Origin of the sequence: Paenibacillus sp. 4624, from assembly GCF_050435065.1 — a bacterium.
Classification (GTDB): Bacteria; Bacillota; Bacilli; order Paenibacillales; family Paenibacillaceae; genus Paenibacillus; species Paenibacillus amylolyticus_D.
The window spans coordinates 650,472-668,216 of sequence record NZ_JBNDJR010000001.1 but is presented as its reverse complement, the minus strand read 5'-3'; the positions used below and the strand labels follow the sequence as shown (position 1 = coordinate 668,216).

General features: G+C 48.8%; 11 protein-coding genes. 1 reads left to right on the top strand and 10 read right to left on the bottom strand.

The annotated features are described in order from the left end of the window. From ABIE27_RS02995 to pyrR, 10 genes are all read right to left on the bottom strand, one after another. Complete coding sequence (locus tag ABIE27_RS02995) at window positions 1–2,916, bottom strand: ABC transporter permease (protein ID WP_123062500.1); 2,916 nt, start codon at window positions 2,914–2,916, stop codon at window positions 1–3. Beyond that, a complete protein-coding gene (locus ABIE27_RS02990) occupies window positions 2,916–4,031 on the bottom strand; it encodes an efflux RND transporter periplasmic adaptor subunit (RefSeq protein WP_123062501.1) in 1,116 nt (371 codons plus the stop codon). The genes ABIE27_RS02995 and ABIE27_RS02990 overlap by 1 nt, the downstream gene beginning before the upstream one ends. Beyond that, window positions 3,994–4,941, bottom strand: coding sequence for an ABC transporter ATP-binding protein (locus tag ABIE27_RS02985; RefSeq protein WP_240036610.1), 948 nt, complete (start codon window positions 4,939–4,941; stop codon window positions 3,994–3,996). The genes ABIE27_RS02990 and ABIE27_RS02985 overlap by 38 nt, the downstream gene beginning before the upstream one ends. Before the next feature lie 273 nt (window positions 4,942–5,214). Then, window positions 5,215–5,856: an orotate phosphoribosyltransferase gene (gene pyrE, locus ABIE27_RS02980; RefSeq protein WP_123062502.1), complete on the bottom strand. Its 642-nt coding sequence runs from the start codon at window positions 5,854–5,856 to the stop codon at window positions 5,215–5,217. After that, window positions 5,853–6,593 (bottom strand): orotidine-5'-phosphate decarboxylase, encoded by a 741-nt coding sequence (gene pyrF, locus ABIE27_RS02975; protein ID WP_429349882.1) that lies wholly within the window; start codon window positions 6,591–6,593, stop codon window positions 5,853–5,855. Before pyrF ends, pyrE begins: the two co-directional genes overlap by 4 nt. Before the next feature lie 106 nt (window positions 6,594–6,699). Continuing rightward, window positions 6,700–9,915: a carbamoyl-phosphate synthase large subunit gene (carB, locus tag ABIE27_RS02970; protein WP_429349881.1), complete on the bottom strand. Its 3,216-nt coding sequence runs from the start codon at window positions 9,913–9,915 to the stop codon at window positions 6,700–6,702. A gap of 1 nt (window position 9,916) precedes the next feature. Then, window positions 9,917–11,059 (bottom strand): glutamine-hydrolyzing carbamoyl-phosphate synthase small subunit, encoded by a 1,143-nt coding sequence (carA, locus tag ABIE27_RS02965; RefSeq protein ID WP_429349880.1) that lies wholly within the window; start codon window positions 11,057–11,059, stop codon window positions 9,917–9,919. 389 nt (window positions 11,060–11,448) lie between these two features. Further along, a complete protein-coding gene (locus tag ABIE27_RS02960; RefSeq protein ID WP_123062506.1) occupies window positions 11,449–12,753 on the bottom strand; it encodes a dihydroorotase in 1,305 nt (434 codons plus the stop codon). Between the two features lie 125 nt (window positions 12,754–12,878). Continuing rightward, the gene (locus ABIE27_RS02955) at window positions 12,879–13,790 is read right to left on the bottom strand and encodes an aspartate carbamoyltransferase catalytic subunit (RefSeq protein WP_429349879.1); all 912 of its coding nucleotides are present in this window, start codon (window positions 13,788–13,790) and stop codon (window positions 12,879–12,881) included. Continuing rightward, window positions 13,790–14,353: a bifunctional pyr operon transcriptional regulator/uracil phosphoribosyltransferase PyrR gene (pyrR, locus tag ABIE27_RS02950; RefSeq protein WP_123062508.1), complete on the bottom strand. Its 564-nt coding sequence runs from the start codon at window positions 14,351–14,353 to the stop codon at window positions 13,790–13,792. The genes ABIE27_RS02955 and pyrR overlap by 1 nt, the downstream gene beginning before the upstream one ends. Before the next feature lie 688 nt (window positions 14,354–15,041). Here pyrR and ABIE27_RS02945 point away from each other — a divergent pair. Continuing rightward, entirely contained in the window at window positions 15,042–17,717 is a 2,676-nt protein-coding gene (locus ABIE27_RS02945; protein ID WP_429349878.1) for a YhgE/Pip family protein, read from the top strand. Window positions 17,718–17,745: the final 28 nt, after the last annotated feature.

The following is a 17,745-nucleotide window of genomic DNA, read 5'->3' as shown; positions in this document are numbered from 1 at the left end:
TTACCTCTCCTCTCCCATTTTGACCGCCTGGTGTACTCTCAGCCTGCGAATCTGCCAGAGTAACATCGATGCTCCGATAATCAGCATCACTACGGTTACGCCGTACAGTTGCAGCATATCCTGCTGTTCAAAGACGATGCGGAATGGTGGAACCTGCGCAGACACATTATCCGTTGTTTGCAAGAACGGCAGGAAGAGCCTGCTTGAAACCTGACCAATACTAATCCCCAGCAGGATCGAAAGCCCCGCCGTAAATACCTGCTCCAGCAATAACATACCGCTAAGCTGTGCTCTGGATAGGCCCATAGCCCGCAGGACACCAAACTGTACTACACGTCCCGAAAGGTTAAAGAACCAGTACAGCACGTAACCGATTAACGAGATGATCACCGATACAAGGAATCCCAAACTCAGAATGCCGAATACCCCGCCTCTGGATGGATGTTTTCCCTGAGTGACCAGTTCGGTTCGCACATCACGGACAGAGGATAGCTCGATGCCTTCTGCCGCAAGTTTCTCCATTAATGGAGCCACCTTGGCATCCGGTTTCATTTTTAACCATACCTCATAGGGGATTAGTGGGACCTGATCGTAGATATAATCCAGATTGGCCACGAAGAATGGCATCTGATCCGGGTATTGTGAAGGCCAGTATGGAATAATGCCAAAAACAACAAATTCTATCGCTTGACCCTGTATCCCCATGGAGACCATGTCTCCCGTTTTGAGCTTGAACTTGTCAGCAAATTTCGAAGAAATCAGCACAGCCCCTTCATATTTGCCAAGCAAATCAAGATATTTGTATGGATGTGCTGGGAATAAATCGTTACGGAACCAGGCCACCTTGGCAAAGTCCACATTGTCAATGCCCACAAGCATCCCTTGTCCCCCGGATTTACCCGAGACAATAATGTTGCCCTTCGTTTGCAGTACCCGTGCTGCATGCTCCACACCGCTTAATTGGCGGAACACTTCAAATGGTGGCTCGGAGTATATGATTTTGGTTGGCTGCGATGACCCGCCGCCACCTCCTCCGCCAGGAGCTCCGCCTCCGCCATTTCCTCCACCAGCGCCACCACCGGCACCGCCGCCTCCACCTTGCTGACCGCCGCCTGATCCGCCGCCCTGTCCAGAACCTCCTGGCTTCACCTCGGGGGTTCCTTCCCATACCGTTTGCATAATAACATCTGAGCCATAACGGTATAACGTGCGTTCGGTTGAATTCAAATCAATGGTTCGCGCTGCAGCCGAGTTATATACGCCAAGGCCGAGCGTCAGCACCAATAGAATCATAAGCGGATAATAGGATGAAGACGAACGGGATAACTGTGTCAACGTCAGATACAGCGGGACTGGCAGCAGCTTGCGTCCGATCAACTGTATCAGTTTCAAAATCCATGGGAACAAACGCAGGAAAAACAGTCCTAGCGCAAAGATCGCCAGTGCAGGCACAAAAAACAGAAACGGTTGCACCTGTAACTGATCCGTCGTCATCCCCGTCTGGAACGTCAGCATCTGACGTTCATAAAACAGATAGTATCCGTATCCCGCTAGACCGAGCAGTCCCACATCAAGGAACCAGCGTTGCCACAGCGGGGCACGATCGGTACGTGCCTGACGCCTTTTGGCCGATACAATCGTTGCCCGTGCATACGTAATTGCTGGAATCAAAGATGCAATAATGGCAACAAGTACCGCTGCCATGCCAAGCAGAATCGCTTCTTTGGAGACTCCAATCGGAATGGATTTTCGATCTACAAAGGATAAGAATCCACTTGCCGAGCCGATACTCTTCGCCATGAACCATCCCAAAAACGGTCCAACAACAAGTGCAATCGCGCCCAAGAAAATACCTTCAAGAAGATAGAGCGAAAAGATCTGACGAGCCGAGGCTCCACGGCTGCGAAGCACAGCAATGTCGCTTTCCTGCTTTTGCAGGGATTGTCTGGCATTCATCGCGATAAAATAAAAGACCATCGCAATCATTGGCGCAGCGAGCGTAAACAACATCGTCTGCAGTTGCAAACTCTGGCTACGGAATTGCTTGAGCAGATCACCGAAGGTAATATCAACCTTGGTATCTTTCAGCCGCTGATAGAGATCAATATCCAGCCGTTCCAATACAGAGCTGAGGCCAGATAACTGGCTGGTTTGAACCTCTTTCAGATCGAATGCATAGTACCAGCGTGAATTCTGTAGTGGAATACCCTTTTCTTTGAGTAATACGTCGTTAAAAACCGATTCATTCACATAAAGTCCATTCATCATACCGTCAAAGCCTTGAACCCAATACGGACTGTTCGGATTGTCGGCCTTGAAGGAACCTGTAATTTTTACACGCAACGTGATATTCAGACCACTGTAAATCGGGTATTCCAAAATATCACCCACATGCAAATCATTCCGGTACATGCCTTCTTCCAGCATCACAGCTTCGATAATGTCGTCTTTGACCTGATTGCCGGGTTTGACACCCGCCGAGTAATTCACCTGATCATCCAGCCCACTCATCGTACCCAGTGTCATACTCCGCACGCGGCTTGCATCCACTTTGGTCGGATCTTCAGGATTGACTTCTGTACTGCGAATGGATCTCGAATTCACATACGTATGAAATGGAAATCCAATGTCGCGAGGAACGTCCTCACGAATGTAGCGATCCACCTCATCCAGTCCTCTGGTATCGGTCTTTGCACCACCGGGTGCCTGATAACTCATCAACAGCGATCCTGCTGGTAAACCTTCACTGTTATCCTGCAGCGTCTGCGCGACAACCCGTTTCAACGCACCATCGGCATACATTGGAATACTGACGGTGAACGCTACCGCCACAATCAAACCGATTAGTGTGCTGAAGGTCATCCAGCGTGTGTTCCACATTTTGCGGAACAGCAGCCGAAGCAATGGCAGCCCCATTAGCGTCCCACAACTTTCTGACCAACCGTCAGACCTTTCAGAATCTCGACATCAGTTGATGTCTGCTGTCCAACCTCAACATCCACTTCACGCTTGCTTCCATCATTCTCGATCACCTGTACATAGGTTCTGGAACCGATGGAGCGCAGAGCAGATACAGGAATGACAATTGCGTTCTCGGTGCGCTGAGTTACGATTGAAACCGTTAAAGGTGTACCGCGTTCTACGTTTTTTGGCATTTTCGCCAAGGTAACAAGGACATATTGATCCAGCGTTTCCTTCGCCGGAGGTGAACCGCCTTCACCCTGACCTGATCCATTGCCACTATTGTTACTTGAAGCATTAGCCGTAGGCATTGCTTTGATCTTACCGGCTACTTTGCCAGCACCGTTGATGTCAACCTCAGCCTTCATGCCAGACGTGAATTTCTCCAGATCCTCCTTGGCAAATGTGGCCGCCACAACCAGGTTGGACGTATCCGCAATAGTCGCAATCGGATCATACGCTTTCACCGCTGCGCCCTTTTCCACTTGAACCGCAATAATGGTGCCGCCAAATGGAGCTGTCAACGTGGATTGTCCCAGCTTTTCTTCCAGATCAGCAAGCTCCTGACGAAGTTCTTCAAAAGCAATAGTCGCTTCTTCAAACTCCACCGGGTCCATCTCATCCTTCTTGCGCAGCGTTTCCTTCATCTGTACTTCCGATTTGCGAATCTGAAGCCGCTTGCCGCGAATCTCCTTCTCCACACTTGTTACGTCGAGGACAGCGAGAACCTGTCCTTTCTTCACTTTATCTCCGGTTTTTACATTCAATTCCTGAATGTGCATACCATCCAGCGTAAAATATACTTTTTCTTCACGCTGACTCATCAACTTGCCACTGCCGCTCACCTTTTTCTCCAGCGTCTCCGTACGAACTTCATATTCCGGTTTTTTGGAGATCGTTGGCGGTGTTATTGGTGGAAGCACCTCTTCCTCCGATTCAGATGGCAGCAATGAACAGCCTGACATCGTTGCAGCGAGTATTGCACCAAGTACAATAAGCGCTGTACGTTTCCCCCTCTTCGGAACGGCACCTTTACGTGAGAAATCTGCCGTCCGCCATTTCATAAACATGGTCCGCAACCTCCAAAATTGTAGGATCGTGTGTAGTCATACATATCGTTACTTGTTCTACTTCAATGATATTGCGGAACACAGCCATAACCTGTGCGCCCATTTTGGAATCCAGCTCCGCCGTCGGTTCATCCGCAAGCAGCAACCGAGGCCTGTGTGCAATCGCTTTAGCGATGGCCACCCGCTGCTGCTCCCCCCCGGACATCTCAAAAGGCCGGTGCTTCACGCGTTTGCTCAGTCCAACCAAGTCCAGACAGTGACCTACTCTGTCCTTCCATTCGGACCGCGGCACATCCGCCATCCGGAGCGAAAGCTCTACATTTTCCCAAGCAGATAATAAAGGCATAAGTGCATACGCTTGAAAAATAAATCCAATCTCTCTGCGCCGCAAAGCGGTTCGCCGTTGATCTCCCCAATCCTGAAGAGGTTGTCCGGAGAATAGAATCTCTCCACTCGAAGGCTGGTCAAGTCCGCCAAGCATGTTCAGCAATGTTGTCTTACCTGAGCCAGACCGTCCTTTCAGCATAACAAGCTGTTGCGGATTTACTTCCATATCAATGCCTTTGAGCACATGAATGATACGACTGCCTGTCTGAAAGCTGCGATGAACGTTGCGTACCTCCAACACGGGTCCATCATACGGAGGCAACAGTTCCTTTCTCGGCCTCGCTTTGGTCTTCTGCGGTGTCTCCTCTATGGCTATAGCCGTTGCAGACTCCTCCATAGCAGAAATCTCATCTGACGTGAGCGCTTCCGTGCTTAGAGACTCGGGCTCCGTTATGTACGAAGATTCTTCCGATGCAGCCCTTTTCTCCAGCACAGGTTGTTCCTGTTCGCGTTCTTCACTCGATTGGCTCTTGGCAGTTCTTTTCTTTGAAAATAACTTTTTCATGCCAGCAATCACGCTCATCCTCTCTTGTTATGCCGCGCATTTCCTTCATGCGCCCTAAATCTAGAAATCTGTTCCATGCTACACTGAATTATAAACGACTGCTCTCTACTAAAAGTTACAAGCTTTTTACAACGTCAGTGTGAAAAAGTTAATATTTTGATGAACATAACAAAAAAGCACCCCGAGTTACGGGATGCCTCTTGATTATTCGATTGTTTTGCCGTCATTACGGGAATCATTACAATTTTGATACCGTTTGCTGAGCAACAGTCTATTGTTGATGGAATGATATTATTTACCAAATGAAGAAGGATCTTCACGCCACGATTGAAGCAGTGCAAAATCACTCTCTTGAATGGTTCCTTGAGCCAACGCAACATCCATCAGCGCTGTATAATTGGACAGCGTTTGCAGCGGTATGCCGGCTTCCTCGAACGCTTTCACACCTTTATCCAGCTGATAGCTGAAAATGGCAAGAACTGCGAGTGGTGTCGCCCCTGCCGCACGTACAGCTTCTGCCGCTTTAATCGAACTTCCTCCGGTTGAAATCAAATCCTCAATCACAACTACTTTTTGTCCTTCGCTGATTAAACCTTCAATCAGATTTTCCTTGCCGTGGCCTTTCGCTTTATCTCGAATATAGGCCATAGGCAGATTCAGCTTCTGAGCTACCCATGCGGCGTGTGGAATACCCGCGGTTGCTGTACCTGCAATCACTTCAGCATCTGGATACTGGTCACGAATGATCGCGGCAAATGCTTCGGCAATATCGTTACGGATCTCAGGATAAGACATCGTCAGCCGATTATCACAATAGATTGGTGATTTGATGCCGGATGTCCATGTGAATGGCTGCTGTGGACGCAGTGCCACCGCTTTGATTTTTAGCAACTGGGAAGCAATATGGTTTGGAATTTGGCTAAGTTCGATCATACGTTCAACATCTCCTTCAAAATAATCTCTGCCGCTTCACGCGGGTTTGGTGCACCGGTAATGGGTCTACCCACAACGATGTAATGACTGCCTCTGCTAATGGCCTCACCTGGTGTCAGGACACGTGTCTGGTCACCGAGGCCACTGCCTGCTGGACGAATGCCGGGGGTTACCGTACGAAAATCACTGCCGCATGCTGCCCGGATCGCTGGCACTTCAAGCGGAGAAGCCACCACACCATCCAGCCCGGCCTCCTGCGCCAATCCGGCATAACGAACTACCGCTTGCTCTACACTCCCAGGGATGCCGATCTCGTTATTCATCGTCTCTAGACTTGTGCTGGTCAATTGTGTCACGGCGATAATCTCAGGTCTTGTCAGGGAAGGATCAGCAGCAAGCGCTGCTTCCGCGCCTTCACGTGCTGCACGCATCATGCTGGTGCCGCCCGCCGCATGTACATTAAACATATCCACCCCAAGACGTGTGATGCTCTCAGCCCCACCACGCACGGTGTTCGGAATATCATGCATTTTCACGTCAAGAAACACGGAGTACCCTCTCGCTTTTAACTCCCGAATGAAGTCCGGACCCGTTGCATAGAAAAGCTGCATGCCGACCTTGAGATAACAAGGAATGCCCTCAAGTGCCTGTACCAGTTTCTGTGCCTCATCTGCCCCCGGATAATCGAGTGCAACCATCAGACGTCCAGCCATTTCATTGAAATTCGGGTGATTCATATCCCAGCGCCCCTTCCGCGTGCTCATTTTTTCCGTTTTTGCCCGATATAAAGGACATCCCGCCAGCCCGCGGGCTGACTGATGTCCTTCATCAAGTGACTATTCATTATACAAAGGCTGGCATAGCCTCCGAGGAGAAGTTGATCGTTTGCAGCATGATCAGCAGCGCACGAATGGTATCCAGGGAAGTCATACATACCACACCATTCTCAACCGCTTCACGGCGGATACGGAATCCGTCACGTTGTGGCGTCTTACCCTTAGTCAGGGTATTGAACACAAAGTTCGCTTCACCGCTGCGGATCATATCAAGAATGTTAGGTGAGCCTTCGCTCAATTTGTTCACAACGGTTACCGGAATGTTAGCCGCTTGAAGCGCAGCTGCCGTTCCGCCAGTTGCCATGATTTTGTAGCCCAGTCTGTAGAAACCTTCGAGCAAAGGTACTGCTTCGTCCTTGTCTTTGTCTGCGACAGTAACCACAATGGCCCCAGTAGCTGGAATTTTCATTCCCGCACCGATCAGACCTTTGAACAAGGCTTTCGCATAGTTCGGGTCACGTCCCATAACCTCGCCTGTTGATTTCATCTCAGGTCCGAGTGTTGGTTCAACACGGCGTAGCTTCGCAAATGAGAACACCGGTACTTTTACCGATACGTGATCCGTTTCAGGCCACAGACCATCCACATAACCCAGGTCTTTCAGTTTCACACCCAAGATCGCTTGTGTTGCCAGGTTCGCCATTGGAATGTTGGTTACTTTGCTCAGGAAAGGTACGGTACGGGATGAACGCGGGTTGACCTCAATAACGTATACCTGACCGTCGTGGATAACAAACTGGATGTTCACCAGTCCGATCGTTTTCAGTTCCTTGGCGATTTTGATCGTAATCTCGACAATTTTTTCTTTCAGATCTGCCGACAGGTGCTGTGGTGGATATACCGCGATCGAGTCACCGGAGTGTACCCCTGCGCGTTCGATATGCTCCATGATGCCTGGAACCAGTACGGTTTCACCGTCACAGATGGCATCCACTTCAACCTCTTTACCCAGCATATAACGGTCGATCAGAACCGGATGCTCCGGATTGATTTTTACCGCTTGCTCCATGTAAGTCAAGAGTTCTGCATCGGAGTATACAATCTCCATCGCTCGACCGCCCAGGACATACGAAGGACGAACGAGTACAGGATATCCCAGGGATTGAGCTGTTTCCACAGCATCATCTACGGAAGTGACCGTTTTACCTTTTGGCTGTGCAATCTCCAGACGGGAGAGCAGCTGCTCGAACTTCTTGCGATCCTCTGCTTCATCAATACTTTCCAGATCCGTTCCGAGGATCGTTACTCCTGCATTGCGTAGCGGTGCTGCCAAGTTGATTGCCGTTTGACCACCGAACTGCACGATAACACCTACGGGTTGTTCTTGTTCAATAACGTTCATGACATCCTCGAAGAACAGCGGCTCGAAATACAAGCGGTCAGATGTGTTGAAGTCTGTGGAAACCGTCTCGGGATTGTTATTAATAATAACCGCTTCATATCCGGCTTTCTGCAACGCCCATACCGCATGTACTGTGGAGTAGTCGAACTCAATGCCTTGACCGATCCGAATTGGGCCCGAACCAAGTACAACCACTTTTTTCTTATCCGAAGGCAGTACTTCATTTTCTGTCTCATACGTCGAGTAATAATAAGGTGTTGTCGCTTCGAACTCGGCCGCACAGGTATCTACCATCTTGTAAACTGGACGAAGGTTCTCCTCTTCACGACGTGCTCTGACTTCTGCTTCGGTCGTCAATGTACCTCCAGGTTGACCTTCAGCACGCAGTTCAGCGATAGCCCGGTCCGTAAAGCCAAGGCGTTTCGCTTGATAGAGCGTCTCGGAAGTCAATTCGGATTCTGCGCGAACGCGGTCTTCGAACTTAATAAGCCCTTCGATTTTATCCAGGAACCACCAGTCGATCTTGGTCAAATCCTGCAGTTGCTGCAGCGTATACCCTCTGCGGAATGCTTCCGCGATCAGGAACATACGCTCATCGTCTGCTTTCATCAGACGTTCGTCCAAGGTCGCTTCATCCAGTGTTTCTGCGCCTTTCAGATAAAGGCGGTGTACCCCGATCTCCAAAGAACGAACCGCTTTGTGAATGGACTCTTCAAACGTACGTCCAATCGCCATCACTTCGCCTGTTGCTTTCATCTGTGTACCCAGTTTGCGGTTTGCAGATGTAAACTTGTCGAACGGCCAGCGTGGAATTTTGCTTACGATATAGTCAAGTGTCGGCTCAAAACAAGCATAGGTTTGGCCTGTGACCGGGTTAACGATCTCATCCAGCGTATAACCCATCGCGATTTTGGCAGCCATTTTCGCAATTGGATAACCTGTTGCTTTGGAAGCCAGCGCCGATGAACGGCTCACACGAGGGTTAACCTCGATAACATAGTATTGGAAGCTGTGTGGATCAAGTGCGAACTGTACGTTACAACCTCCCTCGATGTTCAGGGCACGAATGATTTTCAGGGAAGCGGAACGCAACATTTGGTACTCCCGGTCAGAGAGCGTTTGGCTCGGTGCCACAACGATACTGTCACCTGTATGAACGCCCACCGGGTCAAAGTTTTCCATGTTGCAGACTACGATACAGTTATCGTTTTTGTCACGCATAACCTCGTACTCGACTTCTTTCATGCCGGCGATGCTTTTCTCTACCAGACATTGACCAATCGGGCTGTAACGAATTCCAGCAGCTACGGTTTCGCGCAACTCTTCTTCGTTTGCACAGATTCCGCCGCCTGTTCCGCCGAGTGTGTAGGCAGGACGCACGATAATTGGATAACCAATCTCGCCCGCGAATTGCAGGGATTCTTCCAGTGTTGTAACGATGACACTTTCCGGTACAGGCTGTTCCAACTCACGCATCAGATCACGGAACAGATCGCGGTCTTCCGCTTTTTCGATGGAAGTCAGTTGTGTTCCGAGCAATTTCACATTTTCGCGCTCAAGCACTCCCGCACGTGCGAGTTCTACAGCCATGTTCAGACCTGTTTGGCCGCCCAGTGTTGGCAACAAACCGTCTGGACGTTCCTGACGAATGATTTGTGTTACAAAATCAAGCGTAATTGGCTCAATGTAGACTTTATCAGCCATATTGGTGTCCGTCATGATTGTCGCAGGGTTGCTGTTAATGAGTACAACTTCCACGCCTTCTTCTTTCAGTGCCTGACAAGCTTGCGTACCGGCATAGTCGAACTCGGCTGCTTGACCGATGACGATTGGACCGGAACCAATCACCAGGATTTTCTTGAGATCTTTGTTAATCGGCATGTTATTGCGCTCCTTTCACTGCGGCTGCCAATACGGCTTGACGCGGCTTTTGCGGGTTAGTGATCTTGTACTCACGAATCATCTCGATGAAACGGTCAAACAGGTAGCTGTTATCATAAGGTCCTGGCGCTGCTTCCGGGTGATATTGTACGGAGAAGGCAGGATATGTTTTATGTTTCAGACCTTCGATGGTCTTGTCATTATTGTTGATATGTGTAACTTCAAGATCTGTGCTTTTCACAGACTCTTCGTTTACCGTGTAACCGTGGTTTTGGGATGTGATGAAGCAACGCCCGCTCTCCAGTTCTTTGACCGGGTGATTGCCTCCGCGGTGTCCAAACTTGAGTTTTTCCGTGTCTGCGCCTGCTGCCAGGGCGAACAACTGGTGACCCAGGCAGATTCCGAAGATCGGATATTCACCAAGCAACTCGCTGATCATGTTCACGGCATGAGGTACGTCTTTCGGGTCCCCAGGTCCGTTGGACAACTGAATGCCATCCGGGTTCAGTCTGCGAATCTCATCAGCCGTTACGTCATGAGGTACGACAACAACGTCACAGTTACGTTTGCTGAGTTCACGCAAAATCCCTGTTTTTGCACCGTAGTCAACTAGGACGATTCGTTCTGCTGTTCCCGGGCTGTTGTACACATGCTCTGTGGACGTCATAGGCACCTGATTACGCAATTGCTCAATCGTAGTGTCCCCCATCATCTCCAGCAGTTCTTCGACAGGTTTCGATCCTGTTGTGAGAATTCCCTTCATTGTACCGTGGTGACGAATCCGGCGAGTCAACATCCGTGTATCAATCTCGCTGATCCCTACGATGCCGTATTCTTTCAGCAGATTATCCACGCTGTATTCTGCACGCCAGTTGCTCGGCGTCGGCTCATGGCGTCGTACTACGAAACCGTGTACGTATGGACGAATCGACTCAAAGTCATCCCGCGTAATCCCGTAGTTACCAATCAATGGATACGTCATCGTTACGATCTGGCCACAGTATGAAGGATCTGAAAGTACCTCTTGATAGCCTGTAATTCCCGTATTAAAAACGACCTCTCCTGTCGTTTCACCTTCCGCACCAAATGCTTTCCCGGTGAACAGCGTGCCGTCTTCCAACAATAATCTTGCCTGTCCCTGCATCCCATTTCACTCCCTCTGTGTTTATCAAAGTTAAATGGCCTTGGGTTGAACGTGGAGTTACTTTAGCGTGAGACTTCGTGGACAGAAAACCCTGCGATCGCTGTTATCCCCGGATTACTTTGGTTCCATTTTTTAAATGGTGTAATCCGGTGATAAAGGCGAGCGCTTCGCTTCTTCGGGTCCTTTCTGTCCACTTCGCAGCTAAGGTGGTGCTCAAAGTTCAAAAAAGTACATTTAACTGTGTTTGTTTTGTATGTTGGGCTCTCGGCATGACTTGCCTTGAGTTTGTTCTAAAAAAGATGGTAAACCCTAAGCTGATGTTTCATTAAAATTTGTTATGAGTGCCATTGTATCCTTTTAACGATGTGTTACGTCAGCATGTTGCTGTTTTATTGCTCTAACGTGTTATTCCATACGCTTTTGCCATTCACCCATGTTTGTACCGGCCAGCCTTTTAGCTTCCAGCCTGTGAACGGTGTGTTTCTGCCTTTTGTTGCAAATGTTGCCGGGTCAACAGCCTTTTCCTGATTCAGATCGATCATCGTCAGATCGGCAGGGGCTCCTGTTTCCAGCTTGCCGGTATCCAGTCTGAATACGCGAGCCGGATCAGCCGTCATGCGTTTGACCAGGAAGTCTAAGGTCCACAATCCCGTTTCAACAAACTTGGTATAGAGCAGTGGAAAGGCTGTTTCGAATCCAACGATGCCGAATGGAGCGAGCTCCATGCCTTTTGCCTTCTCATCTTCACTGTGCGGTGCATGGTCAGTCACGATCATATCAAGCGTTCCATCCAGCAATCCTTCGATACAAGCCTGCACATCACGTGGTGAGCGCAGCGGCGGGTTCATTTTCCAATTGGCGTCCATGCCTGGGATATCTTCATCGGATAGAACAAGGTGGTGCGGACATACCTCAGCAGTCACTTTGATACCGATCGATTTCGCCAGACGAATCAGACGAACCGATTGTTCTGTGCTAACGTGGCATACATGGTAATGTACCCCTGTTGCTTCTGCAAGCAGAATGTCGCGGCCTACATGAATCGCTTCAGATTCATTCGGAATCCCTTTGATACCATGACGCTTGGAAAACTCACCTTCCGTGACATATCCGCCAACCACTAGCGAATCATCCTCGCAATGGGCAATCACGGGCATATCCATGCTGGCTGCGAGGCTCATAGCATCCTTCATCATTTGCGCGTTTTGTACACCTACGCCGTCGTCCGTGAAGCCAATCGCACCTGCCGCTTTTAATGCGGCAAAGTCAGTCAATTCGCGGCCTAGTTCGTTTTTGGTAATCGCCGCATAGGGCAGCACTTTAACCAGATCTGCTTCCTTTGCTTTGTTCAGTACCAGTTCTACAACCTCAGGTGTATCGGTTACCGGTCTTGTATTCGGCATGCAGGCAATGGTTGTAAAACCGCCTTGCGCAGCGGAGCGAGCTCCTGTTTCGATCGTCTCTTTATGTTCGAATCCAGGCTCGCGTAGATGCACGTGCATATCGATTAATCCAGGGATCACCAGCTTGCCTGATGCGTCCGTTACCTGCTCTGCTGACTTCTCGGCGTTCCGTACGATTTCATCTTCCGGGCCAGCGATCGCTTTAATTTTACCTTCTTCTATAAGAATCGTTTTCCGTTCAAGTTCCCCTTGTTGATTCAAGACGTTTGCGTTTTTTATCACCTGTACCATAATTGCCCTCCGCTTCGGTTCTGTCCAGCAGGGTAGATCCGCTAGATGAATGTTTTATCGTCTACTCTCTTCGTTGGTGTGCAAGAACATCGTCTCGCCAGCCTATGACTCTATGCTAGGCCCTGTTACAGCTTCATCGCACGTTCCATAACCGCCATGCGGATCGGAACTCCGTTTGCCATCTGTGGGAAAATCCGTGATGCTTCACTCTCTACAACCGCATCATCGACTTCAACGTTACGGTTCACAGGAGCAGGGTGCATAATAATCGTACTTGGCTTGAGGCGTGACGCCCGTTCTTCCGTCAATCCGTAGTGTTCGCGATAATCCTCAGCTGAAGTGATCAGGCCATGTTGATGACGTTCCAGTTGAACCCTGAGCATCATGACTACATCAGCATCCAGCGCTTCTTCAAGACCTACATAAGGTGCGTGTTCCGCAAGCTCCGGCGCCTGCATCGTTTGTGGTGCGCAGAATCGTACATCTGCACCAAACTTTTGCAGTGCCCACAAGTTAGAGCGTGCTACCCGGCTATGCATGATATCTCCGATGATCGAGACACGTAAACCTTTCAGCTCACCAAATGCCTTCCGCATCGTATAGAGATCAAGGAGCGCCTGGGTCGGATGCTCATTATTGCCATCTCCCGCATTCACTAGCGGTACACTTACCTTCTGAGCCAGTTGTTGCAAGACACCAGCCGGTTTCAAGCGAATGACCCCTGCATCGATCCCCATAGATTCAAGTGTTCGAACCGTGTCGTAGATCGACTCTCCCTTTTCTACACTTGATGCAGCTGCTGAGAAGTTCAACACTTGAGCTCCCAGCCGCTTCTCTGCCATTTCAAATGAAAATCGGGTACGGGTACTGTTCTCGAAGAACATGTTCGCTACAAAGCGAGACTCCAGGATCGGAACGAGTTTTTCCTTCTGTGCTTCCCAGTGGGCTGCACGGTTCAGAATCGACTCGATCTCGTCACGGCTAATGTCTTTCAATCCAAGCAAGCTCCGGTCTTTCAACGCTGTCTGTGTAATCATCATGCCTGCTCCCCTCGGTTCTGTATGATTTTGACCTCATCCTGTCCGTCTGTCTCCATGAGTGCAACCTCGATCTCTTCTGATTTGGATGTCGGCACGTTTTTGCCAATAAAATCAGGTCTGATCGGTAGTTCCCGGTGTCCACGGTCTGCAAGTACTGCCAGCTGTATGTTCTGCGGTCTTCCGCAGTCCATCAGCGCATCCATCGCAGCTCGTATTGTTCGTCCGGTGTACAGCACATCATCGAACAAAATCACTTTTTTGTTATGAATAGAAAGTGATTCAGGTGTCATAATCAACAGTTCCTTGCGATTCGTCTGGTGATCATCCAGCCGGTCATCACGATAGAGGGTTACATCAAGTTCTCCCCAGGGAACTTTGGCGCCTTCAATCTCCTCAATCTTGGCGGCGATTCGTTCTGCCAGATATACTCCGCGGGTGCGGATTCCAACCAGCACGCAATCGTCGATGCCTTTGTTCTTCTCCAGTATTTCATGGGCAATCCTTGTCAATGCGCGGCGAATCGCCGTTTCATCCATAATGACATGTGTCTCTGTGCTCATGCGTTCAGCCTCCTCAGGATTTTCCTTCGAAACCATGGCCCCGTGACGAGGAGAACAAAAAAGACTCCTTGCCGTGTTTATTGGCAAGGAGTCTCCGAACTTCAGACGTCGCTGAAGAAAGTTTACTCTCGGGATGCATCATTATATCTGCCGCAGCAAATAAAAGATGAATCGTTCACGTTACCTTGCCAGTCTCACGGGACTGATTTAAAGGTGCTATTCATGTCGTGCATATGAGGAACCTCACAGAGTTCTGTCTCAATATGCCCGTTTGTCTTCATGAATTATGACAGAAAGACAACCCTCTGTCAACACCTCACCATCGCAGGTGCAAATCCTCTGCTTCGTCTTATTAGAATCAGCATTTAGGCGAAAAAACATCCATGTCACATCACATGTCATTCGTCGTTTATAATTATACAACAAACCTGCATATTTATCCATAGACAATTACAACCTCTTTCTGATCCAAATAACACCATCTGTCCCCTATTTTCAAATTCTTCTCCTGAATCTATGAAGACTGTGAATCAGTCTCCTTTCAATTGGGGAAAGTTTATACACATGGTCATTTATTAAACCCGCCTTTTTTCCGATATACATATAGCTTAGGGAGTAAACAACGTAAGGAAGGTGAGCCTTTCCCTCCACTGTTATAGCTCTCTTCATTATTTTGAAGGAGGACACCATGCGTCACATATGGCATATTTACAAGACAGACTGGCTACATATTTTTAAAGTACCCACAGGTATATTTCTGATCATCGCAATCATATTACTGCCAGGTGTATACGACTGGGTGAATGTCAAATCCGTTTGGGACCCGTACAGTAATACACAAGGCATCAAAATCGCCGTCACTAGTGAAGACAAGGGTGCCACGGTTACGGGTACTACCATTAATATTGGCGATGAGTTAATGAATAGTTTAAGCCATAACCACAAGCTGGGATGGACATTTGTGAATCAAGCCGAAGCTAGCCGCGGTGTCCAGACCGGTGAGTATTATGCCAGCCTACTCATTCCTGCTGATTTTTCATCACGGATTACAGGCATTGTGGATGGAAAACTGGATCGGCCTGAAGTCATATACACAGTCAATGAAAAGGTCAATGCCATCGCTCCCAAAATAACCGGTTCGGGCGTATCCGCCATTACAACGCAGATTAATGAGAATTTTACCGAAGCCGTCAGTGAAGCCGTGCTTACCAAGCTGAAGGAGGCTGGCGTAGAGATTAATGCACAGTTGCCCACGCTACGCAAAATGGAAAGTGGCATCTTTATGCTGGAGAAAAATCTGCCTGAAATCCAGACAGCAGGTCAGAAAGTGCTCGAAGTTGACCGGGCCATGCCGGAGATTGTGAAGCAGGCACAAAAAATTGTGGAATTGGAGAAACGACTGCCTGAAATCAATGAAGCTGCTGGCTATGTACTGAAAGTACAGCAGTATTGGCCTCAGATCAAAGCCGCTGCTTCAGAGGTGGTAGCCTTGCAAGATCGAATACCAGAAATAGAGCAAGCCGTCGCCCGCATTCAAGAGGTTGATGCCAACTTTGGACAAGTTTCTGGAGTGATTCAAACTGCCCTGAATAAGACGAATCAAGCTCTTGCTATCGTATCTGCTGCTGAACAGGATCTTTATAAAGTGTCCGAAATTTCGGATAACGCAGTGCAGTTTGCTAATGGATTGAATCAATTTGCAGGTGCCAGTCAGGAAGCCTTCCAGTCGATCACGCCAACGATTCGCCAAAATCTGCTGTTAGTGCAGCAAATAACAAACGCAGCTGGCGATATGTTCGAACAATTGAAAGGAACCGATTGGAGTAAGTTACCGAGCGCTGATGACATCGACCGTTTTACTTCTCGTCTAGGCACTGCGGTAAAAATCGTGGACAGTATGTCCGACCTGTTCGCCAAAATTGATGCTATACTGCCCTCTCATCCACTGGCAGCAAGGATACAGCAATTGCAAACGATATCCGAACAACTTCAGCAACAAATAAAACTGGCCGGAATCATTAGTACAGCCTTACGGGAAAACACGATTCCGCCAGCAGAAGTTGTTGCCCGATTAAATGAAATGAATCGGAACATTAGCACGGGGATCGATCGCCTCCTAAGCACCTTTGACACTCAGATTGTTCCGGCACTCACGGACGCAACCGATCTGCTAAAGTCAGTTCTATCTACGTCAGCAAATACGCTGCAAGCAGCAAAGGAGCGTCTTCCCGACATTGCAGCAATTCTCGCTGCAGCGAAGGAGGGCATTCGATTTGGTCAAACGGAGCTGGAAACAATCCAGGGTGATCTACCCGATATTCAGGCCAAAGTACACGAGATTTCACAAACCCTTGGCACGAAGAGTGAATCCTTTATTCGTGCTTTGAGCACGGTATCCTCTCTTATTCAGCGTGATCTGCCCAAGCTGGAGGATAAATTAAATACAGCTGCAGATTTTATTCGTAATGATCTGCCCCAGGCTGAGAAGCAAATTGGCAAAGCATCCAGCTTTGTGCAGCAACAACTGCCCGATGTGCAACAAGGCGTCCATCGCGTAGCTACTCTTGTTCGCGAGGACTTGCCAGAGCTGGAAAGTGCCATCCGCAAAGCTGCCGAGAAATTAAGAGAAGTCGAAGGCAATAATCAGTTTGCCGAGCTTGCCAAATTGCTACGGGGGGATATCGAAGAGGAAAGTGCATTCCTTGCGAGTCCAGTACAGATTAAGGAGCAACACCTATACCCCATTCCGAATTACGGTTCAGCCATGTCACCGTTCTATGCCGTATTATCACTATGGGTAGGTTCAACATTGCTAATATCCCTACTGCGTGCGGAAGCAGAAAACCCGGAGGGGACATACCGCGGATATCAACTGTACCTCGGTCGTCTAGCGACTTTCTTAACCGTTGGTTTATTGCAGGCGATATGTGTTACAGCAGGAGACATTTGGATTCTAGGAACGTATGTCGCAGATAAATGGTTGTTTATTTTATTCGCCATGCTGGTGAGTGCGGTGTTTGTGACGATCACATATACCCTTTTATCTGTATTCGGCAATATTGGCAAAGGCATCGCCATCATCTTCATGGTGTTTCAGTTCTCCAGTTCGGGTGGTACTTTCCCGATCAGCATGACTTCGCCTTTTTTTCAGGCGTTAAATCCATTCATGCCGTTCACCTATGCTATCAGTCTGCTACGTGAAGCTGTTGGTGGTATTTTATGGTCAACAGCCATAAAGGACATCCTGTGGTTGTGCCTGTTCATTGCGCTTAGTCTGATTCTTGCTCTCTTGTTAAAACGACCTTTAAGTAACTTGACGAAACGCTCTGCTGAAAATGCGAAAAAGACGAAAATCATTGCTTGATTCGTTTATAAAACAGTACCTGGGCTTC